Raw genomic sequence first — 20,338 nt, 5'->3', positions numbered from 1 at the left:
AAGGTGCTTGTTAGACTGGTTTTTGTAATTACTTTTAAATAACTAAGTGTTATGAATTGTAATACTAGCCGACTGAGTTTGCCTCGAAAGAACACTAAAAGCAACGTTTTTTAAACGGGTGTTTTAATTGAGCGTTTACTTGTACGCTCAAATTGTCAACCCCAAGTATAATCGGCTATAGAACAATCTTACACACTGACAGTTAGCATCCCAAAATACCAATGAATATTGGTAATATGCTCTATAGATATGGGCGTATATGGCAAAAATTCAAGTAATTGTCGGCATATACGCCAGCGCGGCTCTAGTTCAATTTAAATTGCGCTAGTTGCTTGGAAAGGTCGTCGGCCAACTCCGATAAGCTGCCCACAGCTTGTGCTGCATGGTGAGCAGATTGCAAAATGGTCTCTGCACCTTTGGCAATGTTTTCGGTGTTGCTGTCAATGTGGCCCAACATACTGTGTTGCTGGGTCACGGCTGCTGATATTTTATCTGTACCGCCAACAATATTGTTCACGGAGTCAGTTATCTCGTTAAACGATGCTGATACAAGCTCGGTTTGTTTCACACCTTGTTCGGCTCGCTCAACCCCTTGCGTCATCGCTTTCACCGAGTCTTGAGTACCCTGCTGAAGCTTCTCGATAATATCTTGAATCTCGCCTGTTGCGTCTTGTGTTTTACCGGCCAGATTACGCACCTCGTCGGCAACTACCGCAAAACCTCGGCCTTGCTCACCCGCACGGGCGGCTTCAATCGCAGCGTTAAGCGCCAGTAAGTTAGTTTGGTCGGCAATTTCGCGAATCACACTGACAAACTGCGCAATTTCTGTGGTGTTACTCGCCAATGTATCAATGACTTGTGAAGTGGCATTAACTTCTTGAGAGATCTGACTGATCACCGACGCGGTATCAGCAATAATACTCTGCCCGCCTTTAACGTGCTCACTCGCCGCATGGGTAACATTGCGTGCATTGTCAGTGATTTCAGCGATTGACTGCACTGACTGTGAAATGTCGGTGATCGCGCCAATCACGCCATTGGTGTTGTCTTGCTGGTTGGCAACTTGGTGTTCCATATCGTCAGTCATTTCGCGAATATTCGCCGTGTCTTGCTCAAGCTTCTCGATATCCGCTTGCACGAGCTGAAGCAGCCCATTCACTTTTTTCTGCATGACACAGAAACTTTCGCTGATATCACCAAATTCGTCTTTGCTATCAATGGCTAAATGCTGAGAAAAATCGCCTTCACCCATGACTTGTGCCGCTTGTTGCAATTGCTGAGCATTGCCTTTAATTGACCAATAAATGACAAACAAGATACCGGCAATAAGCACAACACTGAGCGAGAGAAAAATGCCAAGCAAGGTTAATGCATTAAGCTGTGTTGACTGTACCGCTTGCAAACGCTCGGAAAGGAGTTTGTTAATACGTGTTTCGGTATCAATGACTGCATTTAATGCCATACCCGCAGCACGCTGCGTGTCTGCACGAGACCATTGGATACTGTCAGGGTCGATAACTTGCTGTTGCAGCGCAGCCTGAAACCTATCGGTGTTACTCACAATGGCTGCTAAATCAGCCGCCAAGCTTTTAGCGGTAGCTTTATCCACGCGCTCTAATTGCATTTGTGACTTGTCGAATTGGTGTTGGATTTCATCAATACGATTGTTTAAGGCAACTAACGAAGTATACGACTGCGCGTTAAACCCTTGGTTGGTAATAATGTTTTGCGTTAAGTAACTCGTACGAGCTAAGTATTCATGTATTGCCGGAAGGCGCATACGGCCTAGTTCTGAAAGATAGAATAAGCTGGCATCACCTTCTCGGCTTAACCCGGTAATTGCCGCAATGTTCTCACGCAATGACAAGGTGAGCTCGTAGATGTCAGCAACACTGGTTAACTGAGTATCTGACTCGTTTAATTGATAGCTACCGACCAGTTCTTGTAACTGCGTGACTTTATTGCGCACAGGTGAAAGTAATGGTGTTTGACGGATCGCTTTGCTTAACTTGGCCACTTGCGCTTGCGCTTGGCTCGATTGCCCAGCTTGGTAGATTAGCTGTTCGATACTGACGATTTGTTCAATCAGCTCGTGACCCATCAATTCTTGGTCGAGCAACTCAATTTTGTTTTGTTGACTGTCTACAATCCATAAAAATGCGCCAATTAGCGGAATAAAAAAGACGATGGCTAATAAGGTGAACTTGGTTTTAAAGCGTAATTGATTAGAGGCGGCACTTACCGCGGCGACCAGAGAGCTCATATACTTCCCAACAAGTTAGTTAAGGATGTCTAAAACACGGAGATTAAAACTTACCTTGCGCGATCACCAATGCACGATCCTTAATGCACGGGAAAAATAACGCTCAAGCTCTAACTCACCAGATTCCAAACAAGGGTTTAAAATTACAGTTTCAAATAACGGTTTCAAATAATGGTCTATACCCATGCTACTCCAAAGTGCTTGTTTCAGTTGGAATTAAAAGCGGTTTAGGCAAGGCATTGATTGCAGAGAATGGTTGTTCCCTTGTCAAAATCAATAACGCAGCATAAATCGCTTTTAAACCAACCTTTTGGGCGCTTCACAGGAACTCACTCTCTGCGTTGCAGCTTATTGAAAGGGAGTGACCATTCCGGCAAGCTGCGCCTTGATATTGAGCCCCTGTGACAGCGCTGAAATCAAGCATCTTGAAGTAACATGGGTATTAATGACCTTTGATGGTTTAATATACTTTCATTGCTGATAAAATGAATCCAATCAGCAACGCCGTAATGAGATTCGCAGTATAGCTGATGAATCATATTTTCAGTCAAGCGAACTGCGACAAAAAGTCATAATTAGGCGTTGTTGCTATAGACCATAAAAGGATCTTCCATGTTTACCTTGCGTCAACGCTTTTATCAGCCTCAGCACCTATTATTGGCCATGGCGTTTATTATGCCGCTTGTTTTCTCGGTGTGGATGGTACTGCTCAACAATTTTGTCGTTGAAAAAGCCAGTTTTACCGGCCGTGAAATTGGTATTTTACAAAGCTTGCGCGAAGTACCCGGCTTTCTGGCGTTTACAGCAGTTTACCTGCTGTTATTTATCAAAGAGCAAAAACTGGCGCTCCTGTCACTTGCCATTACCGCTATAGGAGTTGCCGCTACGGGCTTTTTTCCTAGTGTTTTTGGCCTGTATATCACGACGGTGATTATGTCTGTTGGCTTTCACTACTTTGAAACGGTTAATCAGTCGCTGACCTTACAATGGGTGGATAAAGACAATACCCCACATTTTATGGGTAAACTGCTTTCTGCCAAATCGGTGGCATCGCTGGTGGCGTTTAGTAGTGTGTGGCTGTTAATGGACTACTTCACTTGGTCTTATCAAGCCACTTACACACTGTTTGGCGGGGTTGCTTTAGTCATGACCCTATTACTGGCGATGACCTTCCAACAGTTTCCGTCCCCAACAGAGCAAAGTAAAAAACTCATTTTGCGCAAAAAGTATTGGTTGTTTTACGCGTTGACCTTTTTTAGTGGCGCTCGTCGTCAAATTTTCGTGGTGTTTGCAGGCTTTTTAATGGTGGAGAAGTTTGGCTATTCCGTTGCCGATATCAGCGCCTTATTTCTGATTAACTACGTGTTTAATTGGCTGTTTGCACCTGCGATAGGCAAGATCATTGGCAAAGTTGGTGAGCGCAAAACGCTCTTGTTTGAATACACGGGCTTGATTCTGCTCTTTATCTCTTACGGCTTAGTGGACACAGGTTTTGTCGCCGCTATTTTATATGTGGTTGATCACCTGCTATTTGCGCTGGCTATTGCGATCAAAACCTACTTTCAAAAAATTGCTGAGCCGCAAGACATCGCCGCTAGTGCTGGCGTGAGTTTTTCCATCAACCATATCGCGGCCGTCGTGATTCCCGCTTTGCTTGGTATCGTTTGGTTAACCAACCCGAGCTGGGTGTTCTTTGTCGGCGCTGGCTTTGCTGCTTGTTCACTGGCGCTTTCTTTACTCGTCCCAGACAAACCCGTTCAGGGCATTGAGTGGCGTTTCAAAGCCGTGGAAAAAAGTGCATAACGCGCGTTCGTGGAGCTGCATGTTGAGCTGTCAACTTAACAAGCTATAACGAGATCATTTTGGTACTAAAAAAACGCTTGACGACACCCTAATTACGAAAACTTTCATAATTATGCGATAATGTCACGCATTCTGGTTGACCTCGTGATGAAATATCCCTAAGTTAACGCCCAAATGAAGTGAACTTTGATACAAGTCATTATCAGTAAAATGAATCTTAATTATCATTGCAATAACCTTATATACCCAAGCGGGATGGACAAAATCTCAGCGCACATGAAGCAACATCAGACATTGCCTTTCTTGCTATCAAAAGCCACTCTAATCGCCGCTTTTTCATCTTGTATTCGACCACGACAGATACTCACTGCACTTTCAGGCAAAGCAACGATTTTCCAGATTCAACTTAACCAGACTCAACCTAAATAGAACAATAAAATGAACGCCCTAAAATCACTCTCTATCAGAACGAAAATACTCCTAATCCCTTGTGTGGCGACAATTGGCTTTTGCCTATACTTAGCCATCAGTATTATGTCGATGAATAAAACCGTTGCTCAACTGGCGCAAGCGTATCAAGTGGATTACAAATTGCTGCAAGGTGCAGAGCGCAGCTTAGTACAACTTGACAAGATCAAAGAAAACTTAGGGAATGCCGTAACGCTTGGTGAGTCAGAGTTGTTGGATTCCGCGTCAGCGCTTGCCGACGAGTTTCGCGCCCGCGTTAACAAAGACAAAAACCTATCTGCCGATGCTGACAGTGCACTGAGTACAATATTGGGTGATTTCAATGCCTATTTTGACCTCGCCTATACATTGTCGAGCCAAATGGTTGATGGCAGTGCCGATTTTAGCACCATTGGTGAAACGTCGAAGCGCATGACTGATACGCTTGACCAACTACAACAAGACTTGGAAGCGTTCCAAGCACAGCGCTATGAAACCTTTGCTAATGCCTTTACTAACGCGTCAAACACAGCTGACACCACAAGTTCAGTCGGTTTAACTGTTGGCGCTATTACTATTTTTATTCTTTTCATCGTAGCGATTCCAATTGCCAACGCTATTTTCCGCAACCTCAACAGTATCATTCATTCGATGCAAGACATCGCCAAAGAAAATGGTGATTTAACCGTGCGCTTGGAAACCAACAGTAAAGATGAAATTGGCGACTTAGTTCTGTGGTTTAATAGCTTTATTGAAAAGCTACAAAGCGTCATTAAAGATGTGGTTGAAACCGCAACACCCGTCGCGCAAACGTCAAGCAGAATCCAAGCGCTTTCAGATCAATCACTCGAGACGTTTAGCCAACAAACGCAAGCGGTAGTGCAATCTCGTCAATCGGTTGAAGAGATGAGCCAAAGCATAGCCAGCATTACCCACAACGCCGCTGACGCAGCAGAAGCAGCTCGCCTGGCAAGCAGCGAGGCCGATAGTGGCAAACAAGTCGTCGAGCAAACGGTTCAGCAAATTCAGGCATTAGCCGAAGATATTGAAGGTGCAGCAGTCACCATTAACCAACTACAGCACGACACTGAGCGCGTTAATGTCGTACTCGACGTGATCAAAGGTATCGCCGAACAAACTAACTTACTGGCACTGAATGCCGCTATCGAAGCCGCGCGGGCGGGCGAACAAGGTCGAGGCTTTGCCGTGGTTGCTGACGAAGTGCGCAGTTTGGCGTCGCGCACACAAGAATCAACAGAAGAAATCAATCAAATGTTGATGCAACTGCAAAATGCTGCCGGACAAGCCGTGACGAAAATGGAAAGCTCTTGTGCTAGTGTTAATGTCAGTGTTGATTCTGCGCACCAAGCGGGTGCTAGCCTAGTCGCCATAAATGAGAAAGTGAATATTATTTCCGATATGAATGGCGCCATTGCAACCGCAACAGAGCAACAAAACCAAGTATCGAACTTAATGATTAATCACGTTGAAGACATCCAAGGCTGTGCCAATGATGCCACGCAAGTATCAAACGATGTCGCTGCGGTCAGTAACGAACTCGCCAATTTAGCGACCGAGCTCGAAGGCGTTACTAAACAATTTAAAGTTTAAAATTAGTGGCCGGGTTAATGCCAATGGCAATGACTTCGCCGCATTTATTAATAACCACAGGAATTCACAAGATGAAAAAAGCACTACTGCCATTAGCATTATTAGCCTGTGCACCTATTGCTTCTGCCTACGCTGAAATCAGCTTCAATGGCTTTGCCAATATTGTTGCTGGTAAGGCATCTAGCGGCGATACGCAATGGGGCTATGACGATGACGTTGATTTCAAACAAGACTCATTGTTTGCACTACAAGCATCAACTGAGCTGAGTGAAGGACTAAGTGCCACAGTACAGCTTATCTCTCGTGGTGAAAACGATTGGGATACTGAGTTTGAGTGGGCTTACCTTGCCTATGACCTCAATGACGAGACCCGTGTTTTGATTGGTCGCCAACGGGCACCAATGTACATGTTCTCAGATTATTTAGACGTGTCATACGCCTATCCTTGGATCACACCACCAGAAGGCGTGTATGACTTAGAGCTGTCAACCTATGATGGCATCAGCGCAAGCTATGCATTCACCGTTGGCGAATTTGATGCCAATGCCCAGCTGGTGTTCGGCTCAGAAACCAATGAAATCGAAATTTTAGGTCAAGAGGTTGAGTCAGAATTCGATAAAATTCACGGTGGTAGCTTGACCTTAAACCGCGACTGGCTAACCTTGCGCGCAGCCTACTTATTAATCGACTTAACGCTGCCTGCACCCGGTGTAGACGAGCTAATCGCCGCTTGGCAAAGTGTTCCTGGCCTAGAATTTATTGGCGATGAAGCAACGATTATCGAAGAAGAAGCCAAGTTTGCTGAAGTTGGCTTTCAAATTGATTACAACAACTGGCTAGTGGTTGGCGAGTATACTCACATCGAATATGAGCAAATGCCGTTAGATGTTGAAAAATCTCTGTTTTTCACCGCGGGTTACCGCTTTGATAACGTGTTAGTGCACTTAACCTATGGCCAAGATGAAAACGAGGTTAATCCGACCATCAACGCGTTGCCGTTTGGCGTTAGCCCAGAGCTAGATGGTTTGTCAGCAGTGACGGCTCAAACGTTCCGTTTCCGCGAGCAAGACTCATCTTATTACACCCTTGGCGCACGCTGGGATTTTCACGATTCAGCTGCCCTTAAAATTGAATACAGCCGCTTAGATAACGATTTAGTGAATCAAGATACTAATTTAGTTCGTACGGCACTTGTTACTGTTTTTTAGAGAATATTTATGAAGTTGTTAAAATCTTTAGCTATTGGTTTACTCGTTTCTGTTAGCACTGCAGCCTCGGCACAAGTGGCTATTATTGTTAACCCAGCCAATGCCAATGCCTTGTCAGACAATGACATTTCGCGCGCCTTTCTCGGCAAACTAAAAACTTATGCCGATGGGCAAACAATTGAAGCAGTTAATAGCAAAGCCAATAGCGATGCTCGCGTTGAATTTGAAAAATTGGTGTTGAAAAAGTCGCCATCACAAGTGAAAGCCTACTGGTCAAAGCGCCTATTTACTGGTAAAGGCAAGCCGTTAAAAGAGCTTAGCTCAGACGCAGAGGTACTAAATCACGTTGCTTCAACGCCAAATGCCATTGGTTATGTTGATGCCAGTGCCGTAAACGACACCATTAAGGTCATCAAAACCTTATAACCAAACGATGTCTAAAAAATTAAAAAGCCGACAATCTTGTCGGCTTTTCTTTTGCTGTTGATTTAATTTCCATTTTTTGCGCTAGTCTGGCTAGTGCCAATATCTAAAAATGCTAATTTCTTGCTGTTCAGACCAGAAAAACTTTGACGTAGCTCAATAAAAACACTATCTTGCGCGCGTCATAACGCTGTTGTGACGGCTGATTAACATTGTGACAACAATTGACCCTGCTTACTACAACAATAATTTCACGTCAAACTAGCTCAATTGAGCTAAGCAAGAGCAATTTCACATAAACCCAGACACTAACGAAATAAGATAACTCATGAGAAAAGCATTACTAAGCTGTGCCATTTGTGCAGCATTACCCTTGGCTTCTGCGCAAGCAGAAATCACCTTTAATGGATTTGCAAACATTGTTGCTGGACAAGCATCTAGCGGCGATACCCAATGGGGCTATGACGATGATGTCGATTTTAAACAAGATTCATTGTTCGCGCTGCAAGCGTCTACGGATTTAGGCGAAGGTTTAAGTGCAACCGCACAAATTATTTCTCGCGGTGAAAACGATTGGGAAGCTGAGTTTGAGTGGGCATACATTGCCTACGACATCAACGACAACACGCGTGTATTAGCAGGTCGTCAACGCGCTCCGCTTTACATGTATTCTGACTACTTAGATGTCTCTTACGCTTATCCTTGGATCACGCCACCAGAAGGTGTGTACAACCTTGAGCTATCGAAATTTGATGGCGTCAGCCTAAGCCATAACTTTACGCTTGGCGAATTTGACACAACAGCCCAAGTGTTCTTAGGCTCAGATAATGATGACATCAATGTTCAAGGCATTGATGTTAACTCAAGCTTCGACGAAATTTTCGGTGGTACAGTCACCTTAAACCGCGACTGGCTAACACTCCGCACGGCCTACTTAACCACAGACTTAACCATTCCAATTCCTGTATTTGATGAGCTAGCAGCTGCTTGGAACAACATCCAAGGCTTTGGCGGTGTCGCCGAAGCCTTGGTCATTAATGAAGACAAAGCAAAATTCTTCGAATTCGGCGCTGTGGTTGATTACAACAACTACTTATTAATCGCTGAAGTTACGCGTATTAACTACGACAACATGCCACTAGACACTGAAGAGTCGATGTATGTGACCGCTGGTTACCGCTTTGACGATGTGTTAGTGCACTTAACCTATGGTGTTGATGAAAACACCATCAATGGTGTTGGTGAAACATTACCGGTTGGCGTATCACCAGAGCTTGATCAATTAGTAGGTTTTACTCGCCAAGGTTTAGAGTTCCGTAACGAAGACTCATCTTACTACACCTTAGGCGCGCGCTGGGATTTCCACCCATCAGCCTCATTTAAAGTGGAATTTAGCAAGCGCGACGATGATTTAATCAACCAAGACACAAGCTTAGTTCGCACTGCCCTTGTTACCGTTTTTTAAGGAAAATTCATGAACTTATTACGACCTCTAACCCTTGCCGTAGCACTGGCCACCAGTATGGTCGCCTCAGCTCAAGTCGCTGTCATTGTTAACCCAGCTAACGCTAATAGTATCTCTGATAACGATATTTCTCGTGCATTCTTAGGGAAGCTGAAAACATTCGCTGATGGTCAATCAATCAAAGCGGTTAACACGAAAGCAAACAGTGCTAGTCGTGTTGAATTTGAAAAGCTGGTGTTGAAAAAGTCACCGGCCCAAGTAAAAGCCTATTGGTCTAAACGACTGTTCACTGGTAAAGGTAAGCCATTGCAAGAGTTAGCATCAGACCAAGCCGTTATTGATTTAGTGGCTTCAACGCCTAATGCGATCGGTTATATTGATGCCAGCAGTGCGACTAGCGCAGTAAAAGTGATTAAAACACTTTAATTGTCACACAATTATTGAAAAACAAAGAGCGACCTATGGTCGCTCTTTTTGTAAAAAGGGTTTAGCTGGCTGATTTACGATCTTTCTTTGAGAAACGCCAAAAAGTCATCCGCCGGCATTGGTTTGGCATAGTAAAAACCTTGCACTTCATCGCAGCCTTGTGCCACCAAGTGAGCCTCTTGTTCTAGGTTTTCGATACCTTCGGCAATCACTTTTAAATCTAACTGTTTACCTAAGTTGATAATGGTATCAGCCAATAGTGAGTTACCATCTTCGGTCACATCGTTGATAAACGAGCGATCCACTTTTAAGCGATCAATTGGTAGCTTTTGTAAGTAACTCAGTGACGAATAGCCCGTACCAAAATCATCAAGTGCAATACTGATCCCTTCGGCTTTTAGCTTTTGCAAGGCATCAATAATGAGCTGCGGATCATCCATTAAGATATTTTCGGTAATTTCTAACTCTAGTTTGGCCGCTTCAATATCGTGAGACCGCGTGGCCGCAATCACTTTACTGACAAAGTCATCTTGCCTGAACTGCGGAATTGAGACATTAATGGAAATACCGACATCGTTAAAACCGTGCGCTTCAACAGCTTTAATATGCTGACAAGCTTGGTGCACAACCCAATCGCCAATATCTAGGATCAGGCCAGAGTATTCAGCAAGTGGAATAAATACCGCTGGTGAAATAAAATTGCCATCACTGGTGCGCCAGCGCAACAATGCCTCAGCGCCAATCACTTTACCGGTTTCCAAATCAAGCTGAGGCTGGTACCAAAGTGCTAAGCGATTTTCAGCAAAATCTGTCCTTAGTTGTCTGATCATCCCCAAACGCCATAGCGTTTGATCTTCCATTTCTTGCTTGTAGTACTGAATATTTTTATCGCGGTTTTTCTTGGCAAGGTTCAGTGCAATATTAATTTGATTAAGCACTTTCACGCCACCTTGGCCCGCGTCGCGCTTGCGGCATATGCCAATGCAAACGTTAACAGGCAAGGTTTGCTCGCCAGCGTCGAATGGTTGGCTAAATACTTCCGATAAAATATCTGGGCTTAGCATTTCTTCATCGCCAACGATACCAAAAACATCAGCACCAACTCGAGCCACCGAAAGCGATTTATCAATACTCAACAAGCGCAGTGCAACGGCGCGCAATAACTGGTTGCCAACGTCTTGCCCAAGGCCATCGTTGATGTCACTAAAGTGGTTAATATCAACTAAGGCCGCGACAGTGTTATCCGCTTGTTCAGCAGAGAACTGGTCAAGTGTTTTCAAAAATTGTAAGCGATTAGGTAACTCTGTTAGCCAATCTTTATAAGCCGCATTGCGCAACTTCTGAAACAAATGAACATTTTCATAACCGATGGACACATTGGACAAAAACACTTCTGCCAACTGCATTTCCAAATTGGTAATAGGTTTTTCAAGTTCAATGTAAATAACCGCACGATAAGCGCTGCGAACAAGGTAAAATGCGATGTGATCACTCGTACATAAGTGCTCTTTGTGCTGAAAACAGGCATTGACGGCTTCGGTAAGTTGCACACAACCAATCTGTTCGACTTTCTCGTTAATAGCATTTGCCTGCCAGCCATCTTGTGCCAGTGCATACAAGCCTAAATCATCAGCGCCATCAATGATGCCGTGGCCTCGTGCACAAAATGCACCGCGCACATAACCATTAAGTAGCGTTTTAAGTTGTGTCAGTACACCAGAGCCAAACTCTTGAATAGAGTGTAATTCCAGTAAGTTTGACGCACTGTTAATGATTTTCTCAAGGCCAGCTCGACCTTGGCTAACCGTGGTAATTTGCTGATAAGAACGAATCGCGGCGTATACTGTAGTCACCAGCTTACGACGGGTTAACTCAGTCTTGGTTTTGTAATCGTTGATGTCGTAATCTTTGATCACGCTTTCTTCAGGCGCATAACCTGGTTGGCCTGTGCGAAGCACAATACGAATATCTTCGCGATTGAGTTGCTCGCGAATATGCTTAACGACTTGCAGGCCTGCATCGTCACTTTCCATCACCACATCAAGCAAGACCAAGACAATGTCTTGGTCTTGCTCAATAATCGCGATGGCTTCCTCGCCAGAATAAGCGTGAAGGTATTCTAGGCGACGGCCTAACACGGTGAGATCAGATAAGGCTAATTGTGTGACAGAGTGTATTTCAGGGTCATCATCTACGATCAACACCTTCCATGTTTCACCACTTGTTTCATCTACAATTTGATCGTCTTCACTGTCATCAATAAACAAAAAGTCGTCATTGCTATGTTCTGAAGCCTGCATACTACCCTCTGCTAACCAACACTGCGCTGGTTAGGATCTGTCCTAAGATATTATTGTTGACAATAACTTGAATTACATCATTTGTGTGAGGTACATAATAAGAGTCACATCAACAATATTCAACTAATCAATCACGAAACGCTAGGTAATCAATTAACAAGTGACGCATTGTTACGCAAGGCGTACGCTGTGACTAAAATCGATACTTAAAATAAGCATTTGAAAGTTATATAAATCTAGCTAAAAATAAACAATAGCACAGGAATAAGAAGAGATGATGAACGCGACGCATGAATAATGAAAAAATGCCGAATACCCCGGTGGTTATCGACGGCGATAGCAACTCAAACGATGATAAAACCTCAGCACCCGTTGTCGCGCAAGAGCAGTCGACCAACCAAGGGAAGAAGAGTAATGCTTCTGCTCAGGTGCAATTGTTAAACCTTGCTAAATTATTTGCCCTCGACGGCAGCCTCAAGCCCGCCGAAAAGCAAATGCCCATTGAAGATCGCAGTGGTCGCCGCCTTCGCATCAATCATCTTCGCCGCCAGCAAAACATGGAAAAGATCATTGAAAAATCCATTCACTACTGTGCTGGTGATCAAGTTGCTGAACGCAGCGATGCCGACTGGTTCGACAGTTTTATTGAATTGGCCGAGCGGGTTAGCAACCCAGCGATGCAAGAGCTGTGGGCAAAAATTCTCGCGGGTGAAATTAGCCAACCTGGCTCATTTTCCCTAAAAGCACTGCAAGCCTTTAAAAACATGAGTATGCACGAAGCCAAGCTGTTCGGGAAAGCTTGTTCACTGGCGGTAAGCGATACCAATAAGAAGAACATTCGCATTATCACCGGCTGCTATCAACAACCGGGCTTACTCAATCTATTTGATGGCAAACGCAAACAACACCTTGGCCTTAATCAATTTGGGTTTAGCTATGGCGATGTACTGACGCTGGCAGAGCATCACTTGCTATTCACTCAAGAAACAGAGTTAGAAACGAGCAAGGCTGGCGACGCTTTAAACTTAAAATACAACGGCCTAGCACTTACCCTTAAAGCAAGAAAAAAACACTGTGCCATCACTTGCTACAAACTGACCCCCATCGGTACTGAACTAGCACAGTTAATTGCCGACAAACCTGACAATCAATTTCTAGCGCATTTAAAAAACCAACTAAGTCATCACTACGTCACCGAGTAGCAAGAGCGTGCTACTCCTTGTCACTCATGGGTTGGATAGCCAAACAGCACCGCCCGTTTTTGCTGCCAGCCTTTGGCTTGTTTTAATTTGCGTAGCATATGTAAGCCTTGATCAACATTGGCTTTAATCGGGTTATTGCCCGGCAGTTCGCCAACAATACCGAACTTACATGGCACGTCGTCTTTTTCTTCGATAAAGGTGCCAAACATTTTGTCCCAAATAATTAATATGCCGGCGAAATTCTTATCAATGTATTCACGGTTCGTGGAATGATGCACACGGTGATGCGACGGCGTGTTAAACACTTTTTCTATCCAACCCAATTTACCCACCGCTTGGGTATGAATAAAAAATTGAAACGCTAAATTAAGGGCGACAATGGCAAACACCATGGCTGGCTCAAAGCCGACTAAAATCATGGGTAACCAAAACAACCACATGCCCATGATTGGGTACATCACACTTTGACGAAATGCCGTCGAAAAATTCAGTTTGGTCGAACTGTGGTGGGCGACATGCGCGACCCAAAACCAATGAATAAAATGTGACGCACGGTGAAACCAATAATACAGGAAATCCTGAATAATAAAGCCAATCAGCAGTGTCCAGCCAGTAAATGGGATCTCGAACAGGCTAAATTGATGTAACCAAATAAACGCCGGCATCAATAGGAACAAGATCAGCGTATCACTTACCTGATAACTGGCGCCTAATGCCATATTAGAAAGACTATCTTTGACTTCATAGAAATGGCGATATTTAAAGTATTCCGCCACCATAAAGAGTAAAAAAATCGGGCTTAGGGCTATTAAAATTAATTCAACACTCATAGTTAACGCATTCCAAACTTAGTTAAATAAGGCAGCAAGCCTTTGCATTGCCTTAGCAACATCCTTGGTTAATAAATACTGCAATAAAGCCGATGGGATAAACCAAGGCGCCTGACAGACAATTTGATAATCCACCACAGTCGCGCCATGTTTGGTTTCAGATAAGGCAATATCGCCGCGATGATGTTTTACAGGCCAATCACCGACAATTTGATAGCTCACGCCGTTTTCATCTGCCGCCAATATTTCTTCGACAAAGCGAGTGCCCAGCATTTTTATTTGTCGCTGGCTGCCTGTGCCGCCAGTAATTTCGTTGCTGTGCTGCGCTTGAATCAAACTAAACTTAGCATCAAAAAAGCGAGACAAATTCACATGATCCAACAGCTCAGCCAGCACTTGCTGACGACTTGCCTGAACTTGTTGTTGAACACTCACTTTCACCATATTGCTTTGCACCATTATTCGTTGAATCGGCTTATTTATTAAGCTTACTGTTGACGAGTAAATTTTTAACGCCTCAACTACGAGACATAAATTATCGACGCTTTATTATCGATACAGGTACTAGCATAATAAAAATTTCTATGGGAAACTTGCGCCATCACGCCAACTTTTTGTCCTAAGGCGACAACCAAGCATTCACAACAAGCTAATTCACTATCATGGAATTTACCAGTTCAACCCATTACTTTTTAAGCATACTGCACTTTCTTGAGCGCCAAGGAATTCCGCCTAAGCACGCGCTTGAACAAATTGATTTGGTGGGATTTAACCTTGACGATAATGAACAGCGCATTGCCCTTAAACAATACAGTGACTTGCTGGCATTTGCCGAGCAGGAATTAGCGCATCCGTTAATTGGCTTTGAATTAGGTAAAGATATTAAAAGTGCTGACTTTGGTTTACTGGGCTATTTGATCGAGTCGGCCACCACCCTCGCCGATGCGGTTGATGTGCTATTAAAATACGATCAGCTGGTCGCCAATATCGGGCAAGCAAGCTTTAGCCAGCAACACAAACTCGCTCGTATTAGTTGGCAACCGTTTGCGCCTTGCAGTCGGCAAGTAGTTTTGCGAAATTTCACTGCGTGGCTAGCTTCTACACGACAGATCCTTGGCCGCGAGCTCAGCCCAACACGGATCTGTTTTCAAGACAATTGGTCCAGTGCAGATCAGCAAAGCTTAGTGGATTGGTTTGGCTGCCCAGTCTTGATGAATGGCGATAGCAACTCTGTTGAGTTTCCAACCGCATACTTAAAACTGCGATTTCAAAGTGCCAATCCGTCCTTATTTACCTCGCTTGCAGAGTTGTCGAAACAACAGCTTGCGCAAATCATCGCGCTTAACGATAACCAAGATGGCATTCAAGGTATTAACCAAAAATTTAGCTCTCAAGTAACATCACTACTGGCAGATCACCCAAGTCTAACCGACTGCTCTATCGCACAAGTTGCGCAGCACTTTGCAATGTCGACAAGGCAGCTACAGCGAAAATTGAAAGCAGAAGGGACAAGTTATGCCGAGCTCTTTGATTTAGAACGTAAAGCAAGAGCTGAAGCCTTGCTGAATCAGCTGGTCGGCAAATACTCAAGTGATAACCAAAAAACAAATGCAAGCCCCTCGCCTGCTACAAAGCCCTCTGCTGCACAACACATAGCTAACCAGTCTATTGGTGATATTGCCGCCGCCTGCGGTTTTAATGAACAAAGCTCATTTAATAAAGCCTTTCATCGCTGGTTTAATTGCTCACCATCACAGTATTTGAAATCTAAAGCTCGAAGCTCAGAGAGCAAAATCTAACGCGCACAAAAAAGACTCTTAAAAGAGCCTTAATCAATTCCAACACGCGAGCGTTTCTGTTTACGAACTTAGATACCATCACCATCCGTATGCAAACCACATTCACGTTGCATACCGTTAAAGCGCGTATCACTTTCGTCCATATCAGCCGTTAATGGTCGCGTGCTATGGGTATCGCCAACCGAGACATAGCCTTGATCCCACAGCGGATGGTAGGGTAAACCGTGTTTCGTTAAGTACTGATGGACATCACGGTTTGACCAATCAATAATGGGGTGTACCTTAAAGCGGCCACGTAAAGTGCTAACAACCGATAGACTGGCACGGTGATCCGATTGCTGGCGACGAACACCGGAGAACCAAGCACCTGCACCTAAGTCAGTTAAACCGCGCTCTAGCGGCTCTACCTTGTTCATTTGGTTATAGCGTTTTAACTCATCTGCGCCTTGCGCCCATTGCTCACCATATTTCGCTAACTGCCAAGCCGCGCTTTCTTTGGCGCTGTATACCTGCAAATTCAGGTTGAGCTTAGTGGTTAGCTCATCAATAAAGCGATAGGTTTCTGGGAACAAATGGCCTGTGTCTGTCACCAACACCGGAATGTTCGGATCCACTTGCGTTAGCAAGTGCAACATTACCGCTGATTGAATACCAAAGCTTGATGACAGCACAAAGTTACCCGGCAAGTTTTCCATTGCCCAAGCAACACGCTCTTGTGGTGTTTGCTTTTCTAGCTGCTCGTTCCACTGGCTGAGCCAAGCGGCTGGTACAGTAGCGGGCGATAGCTCGCTACTCGGCGCACCAGCGACGGGCAATTCAGCGACAGAGGCAGCAGCTTCTGACTGAATACTAGGCATGAAAATCCCTTACACTAATGATCACTTCTTCAACAACGCCAGCGCGGATCACAAAGTCACCAAAGCGCTCTACTTGGCCTTGCTCATCTGTTTTACGCTCAGCGACCCAACGGCCAATTAAACCGTCTAGTTCTGCTAATACCGTTTGCTCGTCAATGTTGTCTTTGTAAAGCTTAGGAATACGTGTACCGCCAGTGTTACCACCTAAGTACATTTGGTATTTACCCGGGCCTTTACCCACTAAGCCAACTTCGGCCAACATGGCGCGGCCACAACCGTTCGGACAACCCGTAACACGCAAAATAATGTGCTCGTCAGCGACATCATGCTTAGCAAGTAAGCCTTCAACATCGTCAACTAGGCCCGGTAAGTAGCGCTCTGCTTCAGCCATCGCTAATGGACAAGTAGGGAATGCTACACATGCCATTGAGTTTTGACGTTGCTCTGACGTTGATGCGTCTAATAAACCATGCTCAATCGCTAAGGTTTCGATTTGCGCTTTATCAGCTTCGGCAACACCGGCAATGATGAGGTTTTGGTTAGCCGTCATACGGAAGTCACCTTGGTGAACTTTCGCAATCTCACGTACACCGGTTTTTAGTGGCTTACCTGGGTAATCTAATAAACGACCATTTTCGATAAATAGGGTTAAGTGATGCTTGCCATCGATACCTTCAGCCCAACCGAAACGATCACCACGTTCAGTGAACTCATACGGGCGGCTTGGCGCAAATTCAACACCAGCGCGTTTTTCTACTTCCGCTTTAAAGACATCAACACCGACGCGATCTAGCGTGTATTTCGTTTTTGCATTCTTACGGTTAACACGGTTACCCCAGTCGCGTTGTGTGGTCACCACAGCAGCGGCAACATCTAACGTTTTCGCTAATGGCACAAAACCAAAATCGTCAGCACGGCGCGGGTACGTTGATTTATCACCATGCGTCATTGCAAGGCCACCACCAACTAACACGTTAAAACCAATAAGCTTGCCGTTTTCAGCGATAGCAACAAAGTTTAAGTCGTTCGCGTGCACGTCAACATCGTTTTGCGGCGGAATAACAACCGTTGTTTTGAACTTACGCGGTAAGTAAGTACTTCCTAAAATTGGCTCTTCCGTGGTTTCGACTTTTTCACCGTCTAACCAAATTTCTGCATAAGCTTTGGTTTTTGGTAGTAGGTGTTCACTGATTTTCGTTGCCCACTCGTACGCTTCTTGGTGCAGTTCAGACTCAACTGGGTTTGAGGTACACAGTACGTTACGGTTTACATCACCTGCGGTGGCAATTGAATCAATACCAATGCTGTTCAGCGTTTGGTGCATTAACTTAATGTTCGGCTTTAACACACCGTGGAATTGGAATGTTTGACGCGTGGTTAAACGAATACTGCCATAAGTGCTACTTTCTTCTGCGAACTTATCAATCGCTAACCATTGCTCAGGCTTGATAATACCGCCCGGCATACGCGCACGTAGCATGACATTGTGCATAGGCTCTAGCTTTTGCTTTTGGCGCTCGGCGCGAATATCACGGTCGTCTTGTTGGTACATACCGTGGAAGCGAATTAACTGGAAGTTATCCGCGGTAAAACCACCGGTAATGCGGTCTTGCAAATCTTGAGCAATGGTACCGCGTAAAAAGTTACTTTCGCGCTTTAGACGTTCGTTATCAGCTAAGTTACCTTCTACCTTAATTGGGCCTTCGCCCTTGAGAGGACCTTGCGCAGGTAATGGACCTGTCACTGTATCTAATGGCTCAGTGGTCGCTACTGGCGTTGGTTTTTGTACAGCACTCATTAGTAAACATCCTTCTGATAACGCTTGCCCTTACGCAAGGTGGTTAAATATTCTTCAGCTTGCTCGGCAGTTTTACCTGACTGCTCAGCAACAATTTCAACTAAGGCGTTGTGCACGTCTTTCGCCATGCGGTTTGCATCGCCACACACGTATAAGTGCGCGCCGCGCTCTAACCATGCAAATACCTCAGCGGCATTTTCTTTCAGGCGGTGTTGTACATACACTTTCTCTGCTTGGTCACGTGAGAAAGCGACGTCCATCTTAGTTAACAGGCCAGATTTTAAGTAATTCTGCCATTCCACTTGGTAAAGGAAGTCTTGGGTAAAGGTTTGGTCGCCAAAGAACATCCAGTTATCACCGCTCGCATCGCTTGCTTCACGCTCTTGCATAAAGGCTCTAAACGGCGCAACACCTGTACCTGGGCCAATCATAATTACTGGCGTTTCTGGATTTTCAGGTAAACGGAAGTTGTCGTTGTGCTCGACAAACACACGTACTTGACCGCCCTCTTCTAAACGGCGACCTAAGAAACCAGAAGCACCGCCAACACGCTCATTGTCGTTAAATGAATAATTCACTACACCAATAGTTAAGTGTACTTCTTCATCCACTTCCGCTTGGCTTGACGCGATTGAATATAAGCGCGGCGTAATTTTGCGTAAGTTGTCTGCTAACAATTGCGCTTCAATCGCTGTTGGCGCCGCTTTAATCACATCAACGACTTGGTGATTGGCAGCAAACTCACGCAATGTGTTCTTATCAACAACCTTCTCAGCTAGTTGCTCGTCACCACTGTGCTGTACCCAGAACTCCACAAACGCTAGTGGTGTTTGGGTAATTTCAAGCTGCTCAACTAAGGCTTGCTTGATCGGTAGTGATAAGGTTTCACCTGATTTTTGTAGCTCAACCGTTTCATCACCCGTCAGTGATACCGCCGCTAATAGCTCTTCAACTAAGGCTTGGTCGTTATCAAAATAAACACCCAGTGCATCACCTACACGGTAAGTAACCCCTGACTCACCTAAATCAATTTCGATATGACGAACGTCTTTCGCTGAATCGCGACCCGTAATTTTCTGGCTAACTAACAGCTCTGCGGCATAGGGATTTTGCTTGGTGTAAATCGACGCAGGCGCTTGAGTGCCCGGTAACTGAACGACTGGTGCAAGCCCCGCTGCCGGCGCAGTTAATTCATCTTTTAATGACTCAACAATGGATACGCGCCATGCATCGGCATCAGCATCGTAATCAACATCACAATCAACACGATCAGCAACACGTGTTGCACCTAGCTCAGCTAAGCGTAAGTCAAAGTCTTTACCGGTTTGACAGAAGAACTCGTAGCTAGAATCACCCAGCGCTAGTACGCTGTATTTCAGGTTATCTAACTTAGGCGCTTTCTTGCTGTTTAAGAATTCGTGGAACTCAATAGCATCATCAGGTGGCTCCCCCTCGCCATTGGTACTCGCGACAATTAATAGATGGGTTTCGGTTTTCAAGCCTTTCGCTTTGTAATCCGCAACATTTTTCAAGACAACTTCAATACCTGCGGCTTTTGCAGCATCAGCCACTTGCGTTGCCACGCCTTTCGCGTTGCCCGTTTGCGATGCATAAAGCACAGTCAACGTTTGGCTAACAGCAGTTTGTGTTGCTGCTGCAACCGCAGTTGCCACTGGTGACATTTCGCTTTTCGCGGCTAAGTAGCCGCTTGCCCAAGCCAGTTGCAATGGCGAATAGCCTTGCGTGAGTTGTTGCAGCTGCGCTAGCTGATTAGCATCTAATGCACTAGTACCTGAAGCTGGCGCACCAGAAGTAGGATTCGAGTTTTGCTGATTAGTAAGCATGAAATACTTCGCCCATTTAAAAAGATGAGCAAAGGATAGACAAATGCACCTTAAAATAAAAA

15 protein-coding genes are annotated in these 20,338 nt (G+C 44.9%); 8 read left to right on the top strand and 7 right to left on the bottom strand.

Annotated features, from left to right (window positions below):
- Positions 1-304: 304 nt before the first annotated feature.
- Entirely contained in the window at positions 305-2,263 is a 1,959-nt protein-coding gene (locus DXX93_RS02025) for a methyl-accepting chemotaxis protein (RefSeq protein WP_116006579.1), read from the bottom strand.
- A 612-nt stretch (positions 2,264-2,875) separates the two neighbouring features.
- On the opposite strand from DXX93_RS02025, the gene DXX93_RS02020 reads away from it, so the two are divergent.
- From DXX93_RS02020 to DXX93_RS01995, 6 genes are all read left to right on the top strand, one after another.
- The gene (locus tag DXX93_RS02020) at positions 2,876-4,066 is read left to right on the top strand and encodes an MFS transporter (RefSeq protein WP_116006578.1); all 1,191 of its coding nucleotides are present in this window, start codon (positions 2,876-2,878) and stop codon (positions 4,064-4,066) included.
- A 540-nt stretch (positions 4,067-4,606) separates the two neighbouring features.
- Entirely contained in the window at positions 4,607-6,124 is a 1,518-nt protein-coding gene (locus tag DXX93_RS02015; RefSeq protein ID WP_181902114.1) for a methyl-accepting chemotaxis protein, read from the top strand.
- Between the two features lie 71 nt (positions 6,125-6,195).
- A complete protein-coding gene (locus DXX93_RS02010; protein WP_181902113.1) occupies positions 6,196-7,332 on the top strand; it encodes a porin in 1,137 nt (378 codons plus the stop codon).
- A gap of 9 nt (positions 7,333-7,341) precedes the next feature.
- Positions 7,342-7,758 carry a substrate-binding domain-containing protein gene (locus tag DXX93_RS02005; protein WP_116006575.1) on the top strand — a complete coding sequence of 139 codons (417 nt, stop codon included), beginning with the start codon at positions 7,342-7,344 and terminating at the stop codon, positions 7,756-7,758.
- A 325-nt stretch (positions 7,759-8,083) separates the two neighbouring features.
- Entirely contained in the window at positions 8,084-9,220 is a 1,137-nt protein-coding gene (locus DXX93_RS02000) for a porin (RefSeq protein ID WP_116006574.1), read from the top strand.
- Positions 9,221-9,229: 9 nt separating this feature from the next.
- Entirely contained in the window at positions 9,230-9,646 is a 417-nt protein-coding gene (locus tag DXX93_RS01995; protein WP_116006573.1) for a substrate-binding domain-containing protein, read from the top strand.
- A 74-nt stretch (positions 9,647-9,720) separates the two neighbouring features.
- Here DXX93_RS01995 and DXX93_RS01990 read toward each other — a convergent pair whose 3' ends face one another.
- Complete coding sequence (locus tag DXX93_RS01990; protein WP_116006572.1) at positions 9,721-11,946, bottom strand: bifunctional diguanylate cyclase/phosphodiesterase; 2,226 nt, start codon at positions 11,944-11,946, stop codon at positions 9,721-9,723.
- A 290-nt stretch (positions 11,947-12,236) separates the two neighbouring features.
- On the opposite strand from DXX93_RS01990, the gene DXX93_RS01985 reads away from it, so the two are divergent.
- The gene (locus DXX93_RS01985; protein WP_116006571.1) at positions 12,237-13,148 is read left to right on the top strand and encodes a TIGR03899 family protein; all 912 of its coding nucleotides are present in this window, start codon (positions 12,237-12,239) and stop codon (positions 13,146-13,148) included.
- A gap of 20 nt (positions 13,149-13,168) precedes the next feature.
- On the opposite strand, the gene DXX93_RS01980 is transcribed toward DXX93_RS01985, so the two are convergent.
- Positions 13,169-13,978 carry a sterol desaturase family protein gene (locus DXX93_RS01980; protein WP_116006570.1) on the bottom strand — a complete coding sequence of 270 codons (810 nt, stop codon included), beginning with the start codon at positions 13,976-13,978 and terminating at the stop codon, positions 13,169-13,171.
- An 18-nt stretch (positions 13,979-13,996) separates the two neighbouring features.
- Positions 13,997-14,422, bottom strand: coding sequence for an SRPBCC family protein (locus DXX93_RS01975; protein WP_181902112.1), 426 nt, complete (start codon positions 14,420-14,422; stop codon positions 13,997-13,999).
- Positions 14,423-14,640: 218 nt separating this feature from the next.
- On the opposite strand from DXX93_RS01975, the gene DXX93_RS01970 reads away from it, so the two are divergent.
- Positions 14,641-15,777 (top strand): AraC family transcriptional regulator, encoded by a 1,137-nt coding sequence (locus DXX93_RS01970; RefSeq protein WP_116006568.1) that lies wholly within the window; start codon positions 14,641-14,643, stop codon positions 15,775-15,777.
- A 68-nt stretch (positions 15,778-15,845) separates the two neighbouring features.
- On the opposite strand, the gene DXX93_RS01965 is transcribed toward DXX93_RS01970, so the two are convergent.
- The 3 genes from DXX93_RS01965 to DXX93_RS01955 are packed head-to-tail and all read right to left on the bottom strand — an operon-like array spanning position 15,846 to position 20,276.
- Entirely contained in the window at positions 15,846-16,634 is a 789-nt protein-coding gene (locus DXX93_RS01965; RefSeq protein WP_116006567.1) for a phosphoadenylyl-sulfate reductase, read from the bottom strand.
- The gene (gene cysI, locus DXX93_RS01960) at positions 16,627-18,432 is read right to left on the bottom strand and encodes an assimilatory sulfite reductase (NADPH) hemoprotein subunit (RefSeq protein ID WP_116006566.1); all 1,806 of its coding nucleotides are present in this window, start codon (positions 18,430-18,432) and stop codon (positions 16,627-16,629) included. The genes DXX93_RS01965 and cysI overlap by 8 nt, the downstream gene beginning before the upstream one ends.
- Entirely contained in the window at positions 18,432-20,276 is a 1,845-nt protein-coding gene (locus DXX93_RS01955) for an assimilatory sulfite reductase (NADPH) flavoprotein subunit (protein WP_116006565.1), read from the bottom strand. The genes cysI and DXX93_RS01955 overlap by 1 nt, the downstream gene beginning before the upstream one ends.
- Positions 20,277-20,338 lie beyond the last annotated feature (62 nt).

The sequence above is a fragment of the Thalassotalea euphylliae genome, from assembly GCF_003390335.1.
GTDB classification, from domain to species: domain Bacteria; phylum Pseudomonadota; class Gammaproteobacteria; order Enterobacterales; family Alteromonadaceae; genus Thalassotalea_F; species Thalassotalea_F euphylliae_B.
The sequence above is the reverse complement of the archived record's forward strand: the minus strand, read 5'-3'. Positions and strand labels throughout refer to the sequence as shown.

What these genes read in the sequence shown, in the direction of transcription:
- DXX93_RS02025 (WP_116006579.1), bottom strand. Translation starts at nt 2,263, where the DNA reads ATGAGCTCTCTGGTCGCCGCGGTAAGTGCCGCCTCTAATCAATTACGC.
- DXX93_RS02020 (WP_116006578.1), top strand. Translation starts at nt 2,876, where the DNA reads ATGTTTACCTTGCGTCAACGCTTTTATCAGCCTCAGCACCTATTATTG.
- DXX93_RS02015 (WP_181902114.1), top strand. Translation starts at nt 4,607, where the DNA reads ATGAATAAAACCGTTGCTCAACTGGCGCAAGCGTATCAAGTGGATTAC.
- DXX93_RS02010 (WP_181902113.1), top strand. Translation starts at nt 6,196, where the DNA reads ATGAAAAAAGCACTACTGCCATTAGCATTATTAGCCTGTGCACCTATT.
- DXX93_RS02005 (WP_116006575.1), top strand. Translation starts at nt 7,342, where the DNA reads ATGAAGTTGTTAAAATCTTTAGCTATTGGTTTACTCGTTTCTGTTAGC.
- DXX93_RS02000 (WP_116006574.1), top strand. Translation starts at nt 8,084, where the DNA reads ATGAGAAAAGCATTACTAAGCTGTGCCATTTGTGCAGCATTACCCTTG.
- DXX93_RS01995 (WP_116006573.1), top strand. Translation starts at nt 9,230, where the DNA reads ATGAACTTATTACGACCTCTAACCCTTGCCGTAGCACTGGCCACCAGT.
- DXX93_RS01990 (WP_116006572.1), bottom strand. Translation starts at nt 11,946, where the DNA reads ATGCAGGCTTCAGAACATAGCAATGACGACTTTTTGTTTATTGATGAC.
- DXX93_RS01985 (WP_116006571.1), top strand. Translation starts at nt 12,237, where the DNA reads ATGAATAATGAAAAAATGCCGAATACCCCGGTGGTTATCGACGGCGAT.
- DXX93_RS01980 (WP_116006570.1), bottom strand. Translation starts at nt 13,978, where the DNA reads ATGAGTGTTGAATTAATTTTAATAGCCCTAAGCCCGATTTTTTTACTC.
- DXX93_RS01975 (WP_181902112.1), bottom strand. Translation starts at nt 14,422, where the DNA reads ATGGTGAAAGTGAGTGTTCAACAACAAGTTCAGGCAAGTCGTCAGCAA.
- DXX93_RS01970 (WP_116006568.1), top strand. Translation starts at nt 14,641, where the DNA reads ATGGAATTTACCAGTTCAACCCATTACTTTTTAAGCATACTGCACTTT.
- DXX93_RS01965 (WP_116006567.1), bottom strand. Translation starts at nt 16,634, where the DNA reads ATGCCTAGTATTCAGTCAGAAGCTGCTGCCTCTGTCGCTGAATTGCCC.
- cysI (WP_116006566.1), bottom strand. Translation starts at nt 18,432, where the DNA reads ATGAGTGCTGTACAAAAACCAACGCCAGTAGCGACCACTGAGCCATTA.
- DXX93_RS01955 (WP_116006565.1), bottom strand. Translation starts at nt 20,276, where the DNA reads ATGCTTACTAATCAGCAAAACTCGAATCCTACTTCTGGTGCGCCAGCT.